The organism is Dyadobacter psychrotolerans (assembly GCF_004349265.1).
Taxonomy (GTDB): Bacteria; Bacteroidota; Bacteroidia; order Cytophagales; family Spirosomataceae; genus Dyadobacter; species Dyadobacter psychrotolerans.
The window spans coordinates 230113-246589 of sequence record NZ_SMFL01000010.1; the positions used below are offsets into that span (position 1 = coordinate 230113).

A 16477-nucleotide genomic window follows, 5' to 3' on the forward strand; every position below is an offset into this window, starting at 1 on the left:
CGATAGCCAACAATGAAAGCATTTAAGAATATTAAGTTGTTTTACGGAGCTGCGATACTTCCAATGATCCTGCTCATGACCTCTTCGGTTAATCAGGAGAGCCGGAAAGAAAACCCGGATCCGGATGTACAAAAAGAACTGGCATCTTTTAAAGTTGCAGAAGGTTTTGAAGTCACACTCTGGGCGGCAGAACCGCTCGTGGCAAAACCAATTCAAATGAACTGGGATGCCGACGGCCGTTTATGGGTCGTAAGCAGCACGGCTTATCCACACTTGAAAACCGGGGAAGTAGCCAATGATAAAATCTTTGTCATTGAAGATACCGATGGCGACGGAAAGGCAGACAAAACCACCATTTTCGCCGAAGGGCTGATGACACCAACTGGAATTCTGCCCGGTGACGGCGGTGTGTACGTAGCCAATTCTACCGAAATCCTGCACTTTGCCGATACAGACGGAGATGGCAAAGCCGATAAAAAACGCAGGATCCTGAACGGTTTTGGAACGGGAGACGCGCATCACCTGATTCACACATTTCGCTGGGGACCGGAAGGAGATTTGTATTTCAATCAATCGATCTACATTTATAGCCACGTAGAAACACCATTTGGCACCAAAAGACTTGAAGGCGGTGGCGTATGGCAACTAAACCCTAAAACCCTGGAACTGGATGTCTATGCAAAAGGAGGGATCAATTTCTGGGGTCTGCAGTTTGACAAATGGGGACAATCGTTCCTGACCGACGGTGCAGGCGGAGAAGGAATAAATTACGCTTTCCCGGGTGCAACTTTTGTGACCGCACCGGGTGCGGAACGACTGGTACGCGGACTTAATCCCGGACAGCCTAAACACAGCGGACTGGATGTAATTTCCGGCCGTCATTTACCGGATGCGTGGCAAGGACGAATGATTGCCAATGATTTCCGTGCCAACCGTATCAACAGCTTTAAACTCACCGAACAGGGCAGCGGTTATGCTTCCAAACAAATGGAAGACCTGATGTGGACGGACAATGTTGCTTTTCGTCCGGTAGATATTAACGTGGGACCCGATGGCGCAATTTATGTTGCCGACTGGTACAACCCGATCATACAACACGGAGAAGTTGACTTTTTTGACCCGCGCCGCGACCAGGAACATGGCCGTATCTGGAAAATAACAGCTAAAAACCGCCCATTGGTAAAAACGCCGAAACTAAGTGAAGCACCTGTAAAGGAATTACTGGACGCCCTGAAAGTACCGGAAGATCTTACCAGGCTGAACGCCAGACAAACCCTGAAAGAACGCGGAGCGAAAGAGGTAATTCCTGCCCTGCAAAGCTGGGTTGGATCTCTGGATAAAAAGAACGCAGATTATGAACATAACCTACTTGAAGCACTTTGGGTATACCAGGCACTTGACGTGGTAAATCAGCCGCTTCTGGAAAGTTTGCTTAATGCGGAGAGTCATCAGGCCCGTGCGGCAGCTTTGCGTGCACTTGAACTTTGGTCTAACAAGGTTTCAAATGTACCAGCGCTTCTTGCCAAAGCTGTAAATGATAAACATGCTCAGGTTCGCCTGGAAGCAGTGATCGCCTTGCGTAAAACACCAACCGCAGAAGCTGCCCGCACAGCTCTTACAGCAGTAGAATTCCAAATGGATGAATTTCTGGATTTTGCATTATGGCAAACGACAAGGCAGTTGGAACCGCTATGGATGGCGAAATTAAAAACGCAGCCCGATTTCTTCGGAAATGCAAAAAAGACGGTATTTGCCTTAAAATCTTCGATCAATCCTGATGCCGTGACACAGCTTGTACAGCTTTATCAAAAAGGCCAGGTTCCGGAAGAATATCAGAAAGATGTCCTCAGCGCTATTGCGAAATCGGGAAAACCGGCAGATCTGAATGTGCTTTTTGAAATGGCAGTAACAGACAACAATAAAAACACCGCCGCACAGTTAAGTGCACTCGAAGATGCAGCCCGCCAAAAGGCACTCAAACCCGACGGTGATTTGAAACGCATTGCCAACTTTGCAGAAAACGACGATGAAGCCGTAGCCATGAGTGCCATTCGTTTGATCGGCCTGTGGAAACTGGACGAATTGAATGGTCAGCTTGTAACTTTAACTCAAAAAGGAGATAAAAATATTAAAAAAACAGCACTGGGCGCAATCGCAGCTCTGGACAAAGAAAAAGCTCAGAAACAGCTCATCGAAATGGCAGGAGCCAAAAACCCTGCTGAATTAAGAATATTGGCAACTGCCCAGCTTGCGACCCTGAACGCAACGGAAGCTGCAAGAATCGGAACGGATCTGATGCGTACTTTACCTGCTCAAACAGACCTGACTGATCTATACCTTGCTTTCCTGGCCAATAAGCCTGGCACGAACGCACTTGCTGCCGCGATAACAGAGAAAAAAATCCCCGAAGCTACGGCAAAAACCGCAAGGCAGCTTATGCAGAGCCGGATACCTTTTAATCGCCAGAAAGCGGAGGAAGTAGTTGCACTGAAAAAAGCCCTGGAAACTTCCGGCGGAACTTTACCGGCGGAAAAAATGCCACAGGAATTAAACGACCCGGCTATCGCCAGTCTTGCCAAAGAAGTTAAAAACTCTGCCGATCCTGAAAAAGGAGAACAGATATTCAGAAGAAGTGCCGTAAGCTGTACAACCTGTCATGCCATTGGCGGAGCGGGTGGACTTATAGGCCCTGATTTAAGCAGCCTTGGAACAAGTTCTCCTGTTGAAACCATTATCCGCTCGGTAATTTATCCTAACCTTTCTATCAAAGAAGGATACGACATGAAACGGGTAGTTAAAAAAGACGGCAGCGAGATGATGGGCTATCTGGTAAGCGACGGGTCTGCTGATATCGTAATGCGGGACGTAACTGGCAAGGAAGTATCGATATCTAAAAGTCAGGTACAGCTGATGGAAAAAGTACCGGGCTCGCTGATGCCTCCTGGCCTGACTGCCGGTCTGGACAAACAGGAGTTCATTGATCTGATTGGATTTCTTTCCAGAATGGGAGAATCGGGAAAATTCCGGGTGCCTACAACCCGTTTTGTACGCAGATGGAGCACGGTAACGCCTAATAGCCAGCTAGCAAAAAGAATTCTGGCAGAAGGCCCGGGTTATATTCTGAAAGACAACGCAAAAGTATCCTTCGAACCGCTTTACAGCAAAGTTGCCGGCGACCTGCCTTTGAACGAATTACCAGTGGTGGAAGCCAGCGCAGGCAAACGTTACAGCTTTATTCGGTTTGAAATTGAAGTAATGAACAAGGGAATTGTAAATCTGGGCTTTAATACAACCACCGGTATCACAGCCTGGGTTGGCGGAAAACCGGTGAAACTGTCCGGCTCCGGCCTGACTGCCGACCTTTCACCGGGCATTCAATCCATTACGCTTGCTGTGGACCGCGGCACATTTAAAGAAGGGAACCTTCATATCCAGTTGGTTGAAGGAGACGGTGGTGCACAAACGAGGCTTGTTATGGGAAGGTGATTTTTTGGTTATAAATTATAGAAAGAAGAGGTTCGCACGATGTACGAACCTCTTTTGATTTTAAAGGAGCAAATCTTATTGCTTAGAAGCTGAATTTGAAACCTCATTGCTACCTCCAAAATTATTCGTGTAAATTCGTGCTATCCGTGGCTAAAAATTTTATACCATAATACAGCCCGCTTTTCCAGCCTCATAACTATTCCATAAAACTATTCGTGTAAATTCGTGTATCCGTGGCAATAACCATAAAGTATATCGCCACACACAATTGCCTTTTCACCAATATCAAAATGGTGGCACGGAAGCGATCAAAATTTCAAAACAACCCCGAATCCAAAACGACATGTCAAAGAAATTACCAATCCTGCTTTTTTTTATCCTGAGTACAGTTTCGGCTTACGCACAGCAGTTTAAAGCCTTGCTGTTTACAAAAACGGCCGGTTTCCACCACGAATCGATCCATGAAGGCGTCGCCGGCATACGAAACCTGGCTGCAAGGCACAGTTTCCGTGTAGACTGGCAGGAAAACGCCTCTGTTTTTAACGAAGGACAGCTAAAAAATTATGACGTTGTTATCTTCCTGAATACGACCGGTGATGTCCTGAATGCTGAACAGCAGGCTGCTTTTGAAAAATACATACAAAGCGGCAAAGGCTGGGTAGGCGTCCACGCCGCCGCAGATACGGAGTACGACTGGCCCTGGTACACCAAGATGGTAGGTATGATGTTCAACATCCATCCGGCTCAGCAAACTGCCTACATCGATGTAGTGGACAGCAATTTCCCCGGCCTGGAACGTTTCCCGAAACGTATGTTGTGGACCGACGAATGGTATGAATACCAAAAGCCCTACAAGTCCAACGACCTGAAATTCCTGCTTAACCTGGACGAAAAAACCTACAACCCAAAAACCAACAAAGGTCCCGGCATGGGCGACCAGCATCCGATTGCCTGGTACCACAACTACGACGGCGGCAGGGCGTTTTATACCGGCCTGGGACACATCGGCCTCGTTTACTCCGACCAGACTTTCCTGGATCATTTGTACGGCGGGATCTATTGGGCTGCTACCGGGAAGGCAGTAAAATAAAGTGAACATTCGCTTACAAATCAGATAACCTGTGCATTCTAAGCAAGCAAATCACAGGTTATCTTTTAAGTCTTTAACGATGAACACCACAACCCAAACCAACCAGAAGTGGATTTTCATATTCTTCTTTCTGAATTCCAGTATTTTACAATACGGTGCTAATGTATTAACAGACTATTACAAAATCGACAGACCAGAGTTAAGTCATTATTTTCTTACAGGCCTTATCACAGCAATTTTAGCCGCAGCAATTGAATATATTACCCGAAAGAGGTCTGTCCGATTCAGATGGTTAGTAGTTGCGGCTATACTGGTGTTTACCACAATAGTCGTAATATTAAAGCACCGATTGGGCTAGCTGTTTCAATACATTTAATCAATAAAAGTTAAATTCCTGCACAATGGAAATCCTTGGAAAAATTCTCGTTGGCCTGGTGGCAGCGGAGCATTTGTATATCATGTACATGGAAATGTTTGCCTGGGAAACTCTGGGTAAAAAAACTTTCAAAGGCTCGCTGGCGCCTGAGCTTTTTAAACCTACCAAAACCCTGGCTGCTAATCAGGGGCTTTACAATGGTTTTTTAGCGGCAGGACTGATCTGGTCTTTATTCATCGAAGATCACCACTGGTCTTTTTACGTTGCCATTTTCTTTCTTACCTGTATTATCGTCGCCGGTTTATACGGTGCCGTTACAGCCAGTAAAAAGATTTTTTATGTGCAGGCTTTACCGGCTATTGTAGCGCTGGTTGTATTGCACCTGAAGTAAATATTGTTATTTCATTAGCTTATCAATCACGATCTTTCTGGCTTAAGAAAGAATATAAAGTGCATATTCAAAGACGATTAACGTAACATTATTTCCTGCTTCCGTTCTATGGAGCCGATTACGAAAGAATAAAAGGCGTTTTAAAGCAGAGCGGAACAGTCATCAATACCCGGTTATATTTCGCCGGAGGTTTTGAAAAAGACGTTATTACAGCAGGTGCAACGCGTTATATGCAATACATTTCGTCTCCTGCAGGTTTAGTGGCTATTGTGGAGAGTCAGGGAAGCAGTCATACCTTTCATTTATACCTATACCGATCATTTGGGGTCGATAGTAACAGTAACTAACAGCTCGGCCGCAATAGAAGCACAGCAAAGTTTTGATGCCTGGGGCCGGAGAAGGATTTTTGATACCTGGGCAATATTTGGGCCGACGGAAACAGTGCCTAATATTCCAGTTTGGTTGTATCGGGGCTATACAGGGCATGAACATCTGGACCGGTTCGGGTTGATTAACATGAATGGCCGGTTGTATGATCCTGTGCTTGGCAGGATGCTTTCTCCGGATAACTACATCTCAGATGCAGGATTTAGCCAGGATTATAACCGATATTCCTACGCACGCAATAATCCACTTCTTTATACGGATCCGGATGGAAATATGCCGTGGATTACAATGGCCATAGGGGCGGCTATAGGCGGGGTGATTAATGGGTATACATATGCCATACAAGGAAAAGGCTTTTTTAACGGATTTTGGCGAGGAGCTATTACTGGAGCAATTGCAGGACTCACAGGGTACTACGCTCCAATAGGAGCAATTCCTGGATTGGCGTATGGGGCGGCATCAGGAGCTGTGACCGGAGGGGTAGGTGCCGCTTTAAATGGAAATAATATTTGGAAAGGCGTGGCGATGGGAGCTGCACTTGGAGGAATAAGTGGAGGAATATCAGGAGGGATTGAAGCCCATAAATTGGGAGCAAACTGGTTGACTGGGGCTAGACCTGATCACTACAGTCTGGCATCAGATGCTTTAGTGTCAGGCGGAACTCCTGCTACCTATTCTGATGAGTATCTTTACAAATTGAAAAATGAAACTTGGGAGGAAATAGGGCCAGGTGGAAGAATGACCATGGATCCTGCAAAAATAGACCGTGGGTATACAATGGGTACGGATGGTGTAATAACCACACCGGATAAAATACGTGCCCTTGCTTATACAAAGTCAACTCCATGGAAGCATGGGTACTCGTCAAAAATCTTCTTTGGGAAGGCTGCTTTTTCTTCAAGAGAACAGTTGGCTTCAACAATGGCACACGAATTTGGACATGTTACCTTCGCAAATTCGGTATTGTATAATATGTCTAAATGGGAATTAACTAACTCCATAGCGGATAACGAGGGGCATTTGGCAATTTATCAAATGCAGAATAGACTGATAGAAATCAACGGTTGGCAAAAAATTGGTTCTCCTTATCCACTTGGTCGCGAGCCGGTTAATATGGAACTATACAAACTGATAAAACATTTAGCCAGACCTGTTACCTTCCCCAGATAATGAAAGCCAATAAGCTAATTCCCTCGATCCTTTTTTTAGTTATATTTTTTGAATCATGCTATCATGAGGGAAAAATAGATGTTTCTTTCGCTTTAGTTAAACTTAGTAAAATGGGTAATAAGAAGGCCATACGTGTTTCAATAAAAAACAACTCAGATAAAAATGTTTTTATTCTTTCAACATATCTTGTGAATAAAGTCGACTCCGCCCACCCTTGCAGAAACGATATTTTGGGAGAATACTCAAAAATTAGTTCTCATACAGGAGACGATTGTACGATGAATACGGGAACTTTACTGTTTGAATATTTACAAACGATACCGTTTACACGGGCAGACCATGCTGGGCTTAAAAAAACTCTTTCCTCTGGTTCAGGAAAGGATGAGTTTGATTTCAGCACATGGTTTTTCTACTTGATTCCGGGTTATCATCTAACGAGGCCCGCGCCGTCCTTTATTTTCATTGAGGCGAAAAAAACGACATATGTTTATTTTACCATCGACGAAGAGCTTAATGATTTAGATAAAGGTGTTTACAAATTGGAATGGTATTCTAAAGAGAGATTACAGCATGTTATTTCACCAGGCCAAGGAAAAACGTCGTTTAAAAAAACGATCGAGGGGGAAACTATAAATGGATATGAATTTTATGATGGTGATTTCGTCGTTCATCCGTTGCAAATTAGACTTTGAATTATGCAATGTTTCATCAAGATAAAGCATGATTTGCTTTGGTTGCAATTAAAACCGGAAGCGATGACTTTACAAGACTTTGGCCATCAAGCAATCCAGACCATGACTAAATATTTGGGTGCATTTCAACTCTCCGCACCTAAAAAAAACGGCAGAATTTTCTTCTGCGACTTTGAGACGGCGGAGCTAATATGGAGTAAAATCTGGTAACCATAGTCCTGGAAGGAGCCGATTGCTCCGGGTTAATCAGGCATGTGGCGAACAAAATTTGGTCATTTTCTTCTCAAGCGAAGTTTTGAAATGCACCCTCTGTTAATAGTATTTATTGTCTGTACCGCTCAAATATGCTCATCTCAGGATGATGCAAAACCCCTTTCTGATACTTACAAATCATGTTGTGGTATTGAGCCAGTTACGTTTAATGTAGGTAAAGCAAATGTGTATGTTCCAAATGTTTTTACGCCAAACGGTGATGGAATAAATGATTTGTTTTTACCAACAATAAATTCGGAGGTAAAGGCATTGATAAATTTTACGATAATAAACGTAGCTGGTGATACCGTGCTGTTCAACAGAAGAGATGTAATTCTAACGGATCCAAAGAGTTTTGCATGGGATGGCAAACGTTATGATGGTAAACAGCATGTGGGTCCGTTCAAATATGGAATGGCGGTTTATAATAAAAATAATGAGCTTGGAATTGTTGAAGGAAAGGGATGCGTAATTCCCTGCACACCTGAAATGGCTGTTTTTAGATCCAAGGAAGGTTGCTTTTATCCTATTCAGGCCGGAAAAGAAGGAACGTTGGACAAATCAATTAACACCGCAGAAAAAGGTTGTTTTTAACAAATTTTTACCTTAACCCTCATGAAAAGTATCTATCTTTTTGTTTTTCTTTTAATCACCTGCCAATATTCATTTGCGCAGGTAACCTATGAATACGACGCTGCCGGCAACCGAGTAAAACGCACGTCTTCTCCTGCTCAGCCAGGCTGTAACTTTACTGTATCGGCCTCAAACACAAATAGCAACCCGCCAACGGGTGCAGGTTTGACTTTGAATGCGGGATGCAGTGGATCAGACTGCAGCGGTGTGAGCTATTCGTGGAGCGGCAACGGTGTGAGCGGGACTTCGTCCTCGTTGAATATTACGGCCCCAGGCACGGCAGGAACCTATACATATACGGTTATAGCCAGTAAATCCGGCTGTTCATCTCAAACGTCAACTACCACGATTACGGTTGGAGGAACTGTCACAGCCTGTGCTGTCAACAAGGTTAAGATTAAATTTAGAACCCAGAACGATTGCTGCATGGACCGTTTGATCGGTGCCAAGATCCAGGCTCCAATAATGGCGGAAGCAGCTGGTCGGACATATATACATTTACCCTGGCAGGTACCGGCGCTTTTGAAAGTATCTCGTTTTCTAATTCGATGGTTTATAGCTCTTTAAGGTTTCAGGCCAGTCCGACCGGCTGGGGCGAAGTAAGAGAGCTTGAATTTTATAACGGAGATACGAAATTGACTGGAACAGGTGTCGGGTCTCCATCAAATAATTCCAGTGATACATATGCGGCGGCCTTTGATGGGAATGAAGGCACAGAATGGAATGGCCCAACGATGGGAACGGTTAATTTTGTCGGGCTGCAAAACGTAACTTGTAACAATTCGTTGAGGGTCGCGGCTTTCGAAATTATAACTCAGGACCAGAAGTCTTCCGAATCCACTGATATTGGAATTAACATATATCCTAATCCCAACGCAGGCAAATTCGATGTTAGCTTCTATCTGGCTAAAAGTGCAAAAGCAGAAATTTCCATAGTTGATGTAAAAGGTAGAAATTGGTACTCCAAAAAATTAGTTGGTATCGGAAACCATAAAGAGCAAATCATTCTTTCTGACAATGCCTCTGGTGTATACCTTGTGGTGCTTCGTAAAGAAGATGGTATTGAAGTGAAAAAGACTGTTGTTATAAAGTAAACGATCTAGCCCTGTGGGTTCATTCTACGGGGATAGATTTTTTAAAAGATGAAAGACGATTTCGATAAGTTAACAAAACACGTTTTGCTGATATTGCCTGAATGACGCTTGTATTCATACAGGATCAGCCGGTTATAATAATTCCGGCGGCTCGATAATAAGTCGGAGGCGATTGGTATGGGCCTCGGAAAACGAAGGCAAATGGGCGCTACAAACGATCCGATAAATTTTTTATTTAACACCAGCTCAGCAGCTACCTTGTGCAATGGATACTAGACTAATAGTACTTACTGCGATCCTGTTTATGATAGTTGGTTGTAAAGACCGGGACATCCGCGAGTCATATTTGATCACGGATTTATCAAACCCAACCACGCTGACTTTTAAACTCAAAAGCAGCAACGGCAATGCAGGATACAGAATTAAGGGCAGAATGAATGGAACACTGGGTTATTCTGAGGGACTTTTTTTTGAAGGTCGAAAATTCCCTTCATTTAACACAGCGAATAATTTAGATAGTCTGGCTGCACCAGTTTTACGGGATTACGTTCGGGTGTCATTAGATTCTATTACTGCGGAGAGCAATTTAAGCATCGGGCAGAGTGGCCTTATTTATGGGTTACATTTCATCCCTGGTACGGCAACCAAAGGCAAGATCGAAGTTGAGTTTTGGGAACGTCCAACCGGATTTTATTAAGCACTTAGATTCTACGGAGTTAATGAAAGGCGAAAACCATCCCAAACAGCAGTGCTTGGGATGGTTTTTCGCCTCTTTCCTTATCGTAACCTTCCCTAAGATGGAGAAAGTAATGCCAGCTGCGGCCTATAACAGATCTAAAATACTTAAAATAAGCACGTTAATCCAAGCTCCTCTTTAATGAAATGTCGCCATTAATCGGATTTTTAAGGTTGGCCTATCGGAACAGACGACCTTTCAAATTCTTTACGCAAATAAACCCGGTCTTTGCAAAACACCTGGCTCCCAGCTGGAATCGCGGCGGCGCAGGGTGCGCGCCATGGTCAAAACTTCCTCCAACCGTTCTTTTTGTTCACTGGCCGAATCCTGGCTGTGAAAATATTCTCCGATCATCTCCCACTCGAAAGTATCTCCCTTAGCATCGTAAATGCCAATCGGAATACGGTTTTCATCCGTCATCATCGTGCTCTGAACGGACTGCGCTTCTTCCTGAGATGAACAGCCAACATGATTGTAATGGCCGTTAAGCAGGTATAAAACCGAAAAACGGTTTTCTGAAACATCCTGATCAGAACTTTTGGACTTGAACCGCTGTGAAGACTTTTTACGGCTGTTAGAGGAAAGTAAACTCCTGAATGAGTTGCGGAAATATTTTTGTATTTGTGTCATAGTCTTTTCAAATTTTAAGAATTGATTCGGGAGATTCAGAAGCGATATTGTTTTTGTACAAATTTCACTTTTTTCTGAACAAGTTGAATATTCCTTCATTCAACCACTCAAATCAGTTCTTTCAGTTTACATAATATTTAAATAATCATGAATAAGGGTAAAACATGTTTTTCTCTTACTACCTTATACCAATCTATAAAATTACAAACTGATATTGTCTGTCAATAGTTTATGCAATTTAACTTTATTGACAACTTCATGAAAAGTTCTTTAACGCTTTAACAGATTACTTTGAATAATACAATTTTATCCAATTGCGAATCCGGACGATTTCTGGTAAACCAAAACAATATTCTCAGGCCACCAGTTTTAGCAAACCAGTGGTCCATTGGAATAATTATATAAAAACACACATTTACAGAGTTATTTATCTCACGAAAAGGACGACAACAGACACACTTTACGACTCCACACCAAAGAAAAGCCCGATTAAAACCAAAATCCACATAATACTCCCCAAAACGATCAGGACAATATGCCTGCCGCTAAATGAAGTTCGCTCTGTGACGATAAGGTCGGAAGCATTGACCCTTGCATAATTAAAAGCCTTAAAGGGCTGTATAAGAAATATAACGCCAAGCACTGAAACCAGCCAGTAAAAATCTGGTAACCGTGCCATGATATTGAAAATTATAAATCCTGCAACCAAAAGCTCGGAAGTGTAATCCTCCTCATAATCCTTCTCTCTCGCGAAGGACAGGATCCTTTTAAATAAAGAGTTTAGGAAAATAATTGAGAAAATCGTTCTGGCGGCAGGCATAATATCCAGTCTGTCCTTTTGTTGAAAAAAGCGCCAGGCTTTATAAATCCACCAAATTTGATACAATCCGAAGGTAAGAATGCAAAGAATGACAAACTTGTTTAAACTAATGACTTCCTGAGGTTCTACTGCTTCATCGATTTCAAGATTGTCGGGGACTTCGTACTGATTTTCCATGTAGACAATTAGAGGGTTTATTAAATGAATAATTGAAATACAGTTCAGACCGGATGTTATTTCAGGTCAATGTAACGTCGCTCAGTGGGTGAGCAGGATTATTATCTCAACCTAAAACCAACTTCCAAAGCCAGTATACCATACCTCTCACTTTTACTTTTCCCCAACTGTCCTTTAAGCCGGTTCAGCGGTGAAAGGTCATAGCGCAGATTGATCAGCGCGTTTCTAAGTTTATAACTTACTTCCAGAGGAACAACCGGCAATATTCGTTTATAATAATGATTGAGTACGATCGATTTTTCTATCTCGACGCCGTAACCATATATTTCAGGCAAGCCCGATAGCGAAGCAATCAACACATGCGTGCCTGCACCGGCACCAACAGATAAACGACCGGCGAGGTTATAGTGAATCGTGGCTCCGACGCCAAGTACATAATCAGAAGACCAGCCGTTGTAAATTCCGTTGGATGCACCGCCGGCATCTTTAATCATTAATGGCTCATCCCAGTAAGTATGCTTGGAAATATTAGTATAAACTTTCAAACTTAGATCCCTGGAAACCGGGCTCCAGAGCGACGCCCCCGTTCCAACTCCCCCTAACAATAGTTTAGGCGAGGTGTTACGATTATAACCCAAAACCGGGAATATAGATTTATCCGAATTGCCGCCAGGTACATAGGCATTGATACTGGCGTTTAAGTACCATTCCCTTTTGTTTTCCTGACCACAAACAGAAAGACTTGCCAGGAGACATAATATCAGAAAATTGATCTTTCGTGTCATATCTTCAAAAATTTCTGCGAATAGGTTACTGAATTCATTTTTACAATTGCCTGATAACTGCCTTTAGGATGGTCGGACAGATCAAGCGAAAACGAATTTATAACACTACCAGCAGGCACGTCTTCTTCAAAAATAATTTTTGCTTTGGGATTAAAAACCTGAATCTGATAAGAGACCTTTTCCTGGTTTTTTACATATAGGTTGACGCGGTTATCACTGGGATTCGGGTACGGAATAATTACTTCAATCTGCTCCTGTTCGACGGAAGGTATTTTAGAGCAACCGGCAAGCAGCATTACCAGAAATAGTAAAATGGAAAACTGTTTCATTAAACTGGGATTAGAAGATAAGGGGAATCTTGTCACAAGAAAACCAGGAGGTTGACAGGAAAAAGATCCATCACAACTCGTTTACTTTTGTAACCGTAATGATAGTAATATTATAAACTAAGTAAAAGCCTGTCTTCTAAATCTTCTGGTATTTTACAAGCCCATTTAACAATAACCGGTAATATGAACTATACTATATGAAATTTACCGCCTCGAAACGTTCCAAGCCAGAGTATTAACACTTCTTCGATAGCTTTATGCCCGAAATCTTCACCCAAGCCACCTACCATCCAATTTGCGATAAACTGGCGTTAATGGATACTGATCTAAAATATATCATTGCTACTTACGGATACCCGGTATTATGGAGCAGACCAAATACGTTTGAAAGTCTGGTACATATTATTTTAGAACAGCAGGTTTCACTGGCTTCTGCCCTGGCTGCTATCAATAAATTGAGGCAACGCGTGCCGGAAATTTCTCCGGCCAATGTTTTGGCATTATCCGATACTGAACTGAGGGAATGTTATTTCAGCCGTCAGAAAACCGTTTATGTAAGGCATCTCGCCGAAGCAATTAATTCGGGGAAAATTGATCTCGCCCGGTTCGAAAATCAGGAAGATGAAGAGATTCGCAAGGATCTGACAGAATTAAAAGGAATTGGAAACTGGACGGTTGATATTTACCTGATTATGATTTTGCACCGGACTGACATATTTCCGTTGGGCGACCTTGCAGTACTAAACGCAGTCAAAAAAGTTAAATCACTTAACGTGACCGCAACCAGGGAAGAGATCGTCAGGATATCAGCACAATGGAAACCTCACCGCACGGTGGCTTGTATGATATTGTGGCATTACTATTTGAGTAAGCCGGGCAAGCGGATTGTGGAACCTGGGAATTAAATCACAGCTGTTTTAAACCGCCTCCCCCACTAAATCCCGAATCACTACCGAAGCACAGGTAGCACCAAATACAGCCGGCAGGTAAGACATCGTACCATAAGCTGATTTCTTATAATTCGAACCGTCAGTTAATACAAGCGATTCTTTTAACTGTTCTTCGGTTGAAAAAACGGCTTTAATTCCTTTTGAAATTCCTTCTTTTTTCAGGTTTTTTCTGATTTGCTGGGCGAAATTACAGTTGTAGGTTTTGGAAATATCTACCACTTTCAGCATCGTCGGATCCATCCTTCCGCCTGCGCCCATGGAGCTAACAATACGCATTTTCCGATGAAAGGCTTCTTTCAAAAATGTGATTTTGGGTGTGACACTATCGATGGCATCAACGATATAATCATAGTTAGAACCGGAAAGAATTTCAGCAACGGCATCCGGATTGATAAAGGTTTTTATGACATGCAGAGTCACCTCGGGGTTGATAGACTTTAACCTTTCGGCCATAATATCGGCTTTGCTTTGCCCATGGTTGGTTGCGAGCGCGGGCAATTGTCTGTTTCTGTTAGTTGGATCAACGGTGTCGCCGTCGACGATCGTCATGGTACCAACGCCATTCCGGCAGATAAATTCAGCTGCGAAGGAACCTACTCCGCCCAGTCCGATCACCAGTACATGTGCTTTACTTAGCCGGATCAGGTTTTCTTTTCCAATTAACAATTCGGTTCTGGAAAGCCAGGAGAAATCCTCCATTATTTAAATACGTTTAAGAAGTTCTGTTCAAGCTGCAAAACAATCTCTTTTTCCGTAATATTCTTAATTCCTGCTGCCGATTTATAAATTTCCCTGATATCAACATCTGCATCATCAGTTTCCAAAAACACCTGTTGCAAAGGCGTAGCACGAAAAGTTTCCAGAATATAAACATGTCCGCTAAGTAGCGCTTTTCCGAAAGACAAATAGTAACCGCTTTCAATAACCGGCTGAAGAATAGACCTTTTGTTATTTATTCCATGAAATATAACAGGCACCTTTATTCCTTTTAACTCCGCAAGAACCTCCGGAAATGCTTTTACACAATGAATAATGATTGGCTTGTTAACTTCCTGTGCCAGGGCAATCTGCCATCGAAAAACTTTGAGTTGTAAATCCCAGCCGGTGGAAGTCAGTTTGTCAAGGCCGCATTCACCAACAGCAATGACACCGGGTTTTGTGATATGGTCGGTCAGAGACTTAAATTGTATTTCAGGATGCAGATTATGAAGATACCAGGGGTGCAAACCCAGACTCACTTTTTGACCTGAAATGTTATCAGCGAAATCCTGATAAATATTTTTAATGCTTATGACATCTGCCTTAGGAGTATTTTCGAGATGTGTGTGAATGTCGTAAAACATCAGATTACTTTTTTAGGAAACTTTATACAACTCTCAAAGTAGCCGAAATAACCTTTTTTAACCCAAAAAACCTATATGAAATAGTGTTGTTTAACATAGATATGATACCCGGACATGAACTATTGAAAAAAATACAGCCCGAAATTCGACAAATAATGAATCCGAGGCTGCATTTTTTTATTCTATCAAATATTGTAAGCCACTGCAAATTCCCTTGCGAAATCTTCCAGTTTGTATTCACCCAAAACCTGCGGACGGTTTTTCCAATAATCTTCCTGCAATTTCCCTTCACGAATGGCCTTACCCATGTCGGTATACAGTTTTGCAAAAACAGGGCTTAATCCTGCCTGTAACATCCCTTCCGTTGATTGTTCATCTGTAAAGGTTATCCAGGGTATTCCTGGCTTATCTACGGCAACTCCCAGAACTTCGGCAATTTCGGTCGGGCGTCTTTCATCGCTGGCAATGTAGGTGATGTTAAAACCCGTAAACGAGAGAGCAAGCAATTCCGCCGTGGCTACTTTGGCAATATCTCCTGTGTCGGTTAAGATCAGTTTCTCATCGGTATCACCAAAATTACTTCCGGTTATACCGGCATTTTTAATCAGACCTGCCTGTGAATAAAGATTATAGAAAAAATAAGAAGGACGGAGTGCGTTGACATTGATATTCTCCACCTCACGCAGTTTATCTTCCAGGTATGCTAAACCGTCGATAGGTCCAGCTCCTGTTTTCATGTGCGCGCCGATACTGCTCAGCAACACTACGTTTTTAATTTTCGCCGCAGAAACTGCTTCAACATAACGGTCTCCGATTTCCCTTTGAAACTTTGGATAATCGGCAATTGAAAAATCACTTGGCACCATCAAATAAACGGCATCTGCGCCTGCAAAAGCATTTTTAAGAAAGTCCAGGTCGTGTACAGAACCAATCGCAGCCTTTGCGCCAAGCGATTCTATTTCCACCTTTTTACTTTCACTGCTGCTGATAACTGTTACTTCATGGCCCGCGCTAATCAAGTTTTTAACAACCGGCAAACTGATATGTCCCAAAGAACCTGTGATGATATATTTCATAATTTTGATTGATTTAATGTTCTGCAAAGCTATATTTGTACTTACTTTTATACAAGTACT

The 16477-nt window shown here is 42.8% G+C and carries 17 protein-coding genes; 10 read left to right on the forward strand and 7 right to left on the reverse strand.

The genetic code is table 11. The features are described from left to right. The first annotated feature begins 12 nt into the window (after window positions 1-12). From E0F88_RS23940 to E0F88_RS23980, 9 genes are all read left to right on the forward strand, one after another. On the forward strand, window positions 13-3486 hold the full coding sequence (locus tag E0F88_RS23940) for a PVC-type heme-binding CxxCH protein (protein ID WP_229213893.1): 3474 nt from the start codon (window positions 13-15) through the stop codon (window positions 3484-3486). Window positions 3487-3829: 343 nt separating this feature from the next. Beyond that, entirely contained in the window at window positions 3830-4576 is a 747-nt protein-coding gene (locus E0F88_RS23945) for a ThuA domain-containing protein (protein WP_131960810.1), read from the forward strand. 401 nt (window positions 4577-4977) lie between these two features. Beyond that, complete coding sequence (locus tag E0F88_RS23950; protein WP_131960811.1) at window positions 4978-5343, forward strand: DUF1304 domain-containing protein; 366 nt, start codon at window positions 4978-4980, stop codon at window positions 5341-5343. Between the two features lie 321 nt (window positions 5344-5664). Continuing rightward, entirely contained in the window at window positions 5665-6900 is a 1236-nt protein-coding gene (locus E0F88_RS23955; RefSeq protein WP_165940138.1) for an RHS repeat domain-containing protein, read from the forward strand. After that, window positions 6900-7592 carry a hypothetical protein gene (locus E0F88_RS23960; RefSeq protein ID WP_131960813.1) on the forward strand — a complete coding sequence of 231 codons (693 nt, stop codon included), beginning with the start codon at window positions 6900-6902 and terminating at the stop codon, window positions 7590-7592. The genes E0F88_RS23955 and E0F88_RS23960 overlap by 1 nt, the downstream gene beginning before the upstream one ends. A gap of 252 nt (window positions 7593-7844) precedes the next feature. Beyond that, entirely contained in the window at window positions 7845-8438 is a 594-nt protein-coding gene (locus E0F88_RS23965; protein WP_131960814.1) for a T9SS type B sorting domain-containing protein, read from the forward strand. Window positions 8439-8459: 21 nt separating this feature from the next. Continuing rightward, a complete protein-coding gene (locus E0F88_RS23970) occupies window positions 8460-9044 on the forward strand; it encodes a hypothetical protein (RefSeq protein ID WP_131960815.1) in 585 nt (194 codons plus the stop codon). Next, window positions 9026-9571, forward strand: coding sequence for a T9SS type A sorting domain-containing protein (locus E0F88_RS23975; RefSeq protein WP_131960816.1), 546 nt, complete (start codon window positions 9026-9028; stop codon window positions 9569-9571). Before E0F88_RS23970 ends, E0F88_RS23975 begins: the two co-directional genes overlap by 19 nt. Window positions 9572-9836: 265 nt before the next feature. After that, a complete protein-coding gene (locus tag E0F88_RS23980; protein WP_131960817.1) occupies window positions 9837-10268 on the forward strand; it encodes a hypothetical protein in 432 nt (143 codons plus the stop codon). Window positions 10269-10514: 246 nt separating this feature from the next. Here the strand turns inward: E0F88_RS23980 and E0F88_RS23985 are convergent, their stop codons facing one another. The 4 genes from E0F88_RS23985 to E0F88_RS24000 form a co-directional block, all read right to left on the reverse strand. Beyond that, complete coding sequence (locus E0F88_RS23985) at window positions 10515-10937, reverse strand: hypothetical protein (RefSeq protein ID WP_131960818.1); 423 nt, start codon at window positions 10935-10937, stop codon at window positions 10515-10517. Window positions 10938-11397: 460 nt separating this feature from the next. Then, a complete protein-coding gene (locus E0F88_RS23990; RefSeq protein WP_131960819.1) occupies window positions 11398-11934 on the reverse strand; it encodes a hypothetical protein in 537 nt (178 codons plus the stop codon). A 101-nt stretch (window positions 11935-12035) separates the two neighbouring features. After that, window positions 12036-12719: a hypothetical protein gene (locus E0F88_RS23995; protein ID WP_131960820.1), complete on the reverse strand. Its 684-nt coding sequence runs from the start codon at window positions 12717-12719 to the stop codon at window positions 12036-12038. After that, window positions 12716-13048 (reverse strand): T9SS type A sorting domain-containing protein, encoded by a 333-nt coding sequence (locus E0F88_RS24000; RefSeq protein WP_131960821.1) that lies wholly within the window; start codon window positions 13046-13048, stop codon window positions 12716-12718. Before E0F88_RS24000 ends, E0F88_RS23995 begins: the two co-directional genes overlap by 4 nt. A 314-nt stretch (window positions 13049-13362) precedes the next feature. On the opposite strand from E0F88_RS24000, the gene E0F88_RS24005 reads away from it, so the two are divergent. Next, window positions 13363-13953 carry a DNA-3-methyladenine glycosylase family protein gene (locus E0F88_RS24005; protein WP_220466369.1) on the forward strand — a complete coding sequence of 197 codons (591 nt, stop codon included), beginning with the start codon at window positions 13363-13365 and terminating at the stop codon, window positions 13951-13953. 12 nt (window positions 13954-13965) lie between these two features. On the opposite strand, the gene E0F88_RS24010 is transcribed toward E0F88_RS24005, so the two are convergent. The 3 genes from E0F88_RS24010 to E0F88_RS24020 form a co-directional block, all read right to left on the reverse strand. Next, entirely contained in the window at window positions 13966-14697 is a 732-nt protein-coding gene (locus E0F88_RS24010; protein WP_131960823.1) for a tRNA threonylcarbamoyladenosine dehydratase, read from the reverse strand. Then, window positions 14697-15341, reverse strand: a complete 645-nt coding sequence (locus tag E0F88_RS24015) for a TatD family hydrolase (RefSeq protein ID WP_131960824.1) — start codon at window positions 15339-15341, stop codon at window positions 14697-14699. Before E0F88_RS24015 ends, E0F88_RS24010 begins: the two co-directional genes overlap by 1 nt. A gap of 185 nt (window positions 15342-15526) precedes the next feature. Further along, window positions 15527-16417, reverse strand: coding sequence for an NAD(P)H-binding protein (locus tag E0F88_RS24020; protein WP_131960825.1), 891 nt, complete (start codon window positions 16415-16417; stop codon window positions 15527-15529). Window positions 16418-16477: the final 60 nt, after the last annotated feature.

Excerpts from the sequence above, each read along its gene's own strand:
- E0F88_RS24005 (WP_220466369.1), top strand. The coding sequence starts at position 13,363 with ATGGATACTGATCTAAAATATATCATTGCTACTTACGGATACCCGGTA.
- E0F88_RS23980 (WP_131960817.1), top strand. The coding sequence starts at position 9,837 with ATGGATACTAGACTAATAGTACTTACTGCGATCCTGTTTATGATAGTT.
- E0F88_RS23965 (WP_131960814.1), top strand. The coding sequence starts at position 7,845 with ATGTGGCGAACAAAATTTGGTCATTTTCTTCTCAAGCGAAGTTTTGAA.
- E0F88_RS23970 (WP_131960815.1), top strand. The coding sequence starts at position 8,460 with ATGAAAAGTATCTATCTTTTTGTTTTTCTTTTAATCACCTGCCAATAT.
- E0F88_RS24020 (WP_131960825.1), bottom strand. The coding sequence starts at position 16,417 with ATGAAATATATCATCACAGGTTCTTTGGGACATATCAGTTTGCCGGTT.
- E0F88_RS23975 (WP_131960816.1), top strand. The coding sequence starts at position 9,026 with ATGGTTTATAGCTCTTTAAGGTTTCAGGCCAGTCCGACCGGCTGGGGC.
- E0F88_RS23985 (WP_131960818.1), bottom strand. The coding sequence starts at position 10,937 with ATGACACAAATACAAAAATATTTCCGCAACTCATTCAGGAGTTTACTT.
- E0F88_RS24010 (WP_131960823.1), bottom strand. The coding sequence starts at position 14,697 with ATGGAGGATTTCTCCTGGCTTTCCAGAACCGAATTGTTAATTGGAAAA.
- E0F88_RS23945 (WP_131960810.1), top strand. The coding sequence starts at position 3,830 with ATGTCAAAGAAATTACCAATCCTGCTTTTTTTTATCCTGAGTACAGTT.
- E0F88_RS23940 (WP_229213893.1), top strand. The coding sequence starts at position 13 with ATGAAAGCATTTAAGAATATTAAGTTGTTTTACGGAGCTGCGATACTT.
- E0F88_RS23960 (WP_131960813.1), top strand. The coding sequence starts at position 6,900 with ATGAAAGCCAATAAGCTAATTCCCTCGATCCTTTTTTTAGTTATATTT.
- E0F88_RS23990 (WP_131960819.1), bottom strand. The coding sequence starts at position 11,934 with ATGGAAAATCAGTACGAAGTCCCCGACAATCTTGAAATCGATGAAGCA.
- E0F88_RS23995 (WP_131960820.1), bottom strand. The coding sequence starts at position 12,719 with ATGACACGAAAGATCAATTTTCTGATATTATGTCTCCTGGCAAGTCTT.
- E0F88_RS24000 (WP_131960821.1), bottom strand. The coding sequence starts at position 13,048 with ATGAAACAGTTTTCCATTTTACTATTTCTGGTAATGCTGCTTGCCGGT.
- E0F88_RS23950 (WP_131960811.1), top strand. The coding sequence starts at position 4,978 with ATGGAAATCCTTGGAAAAATTCTCGTTGGCCTGGTGGCAGCGGAGCAT.
- E0F88_RS24015 (WP_131960824.1), bottom strand. The coding sequence starts at position 15,341 with ATGTTTTACGACATTCACACACATCTCGAAAATACTCCTAAGGCAGAT.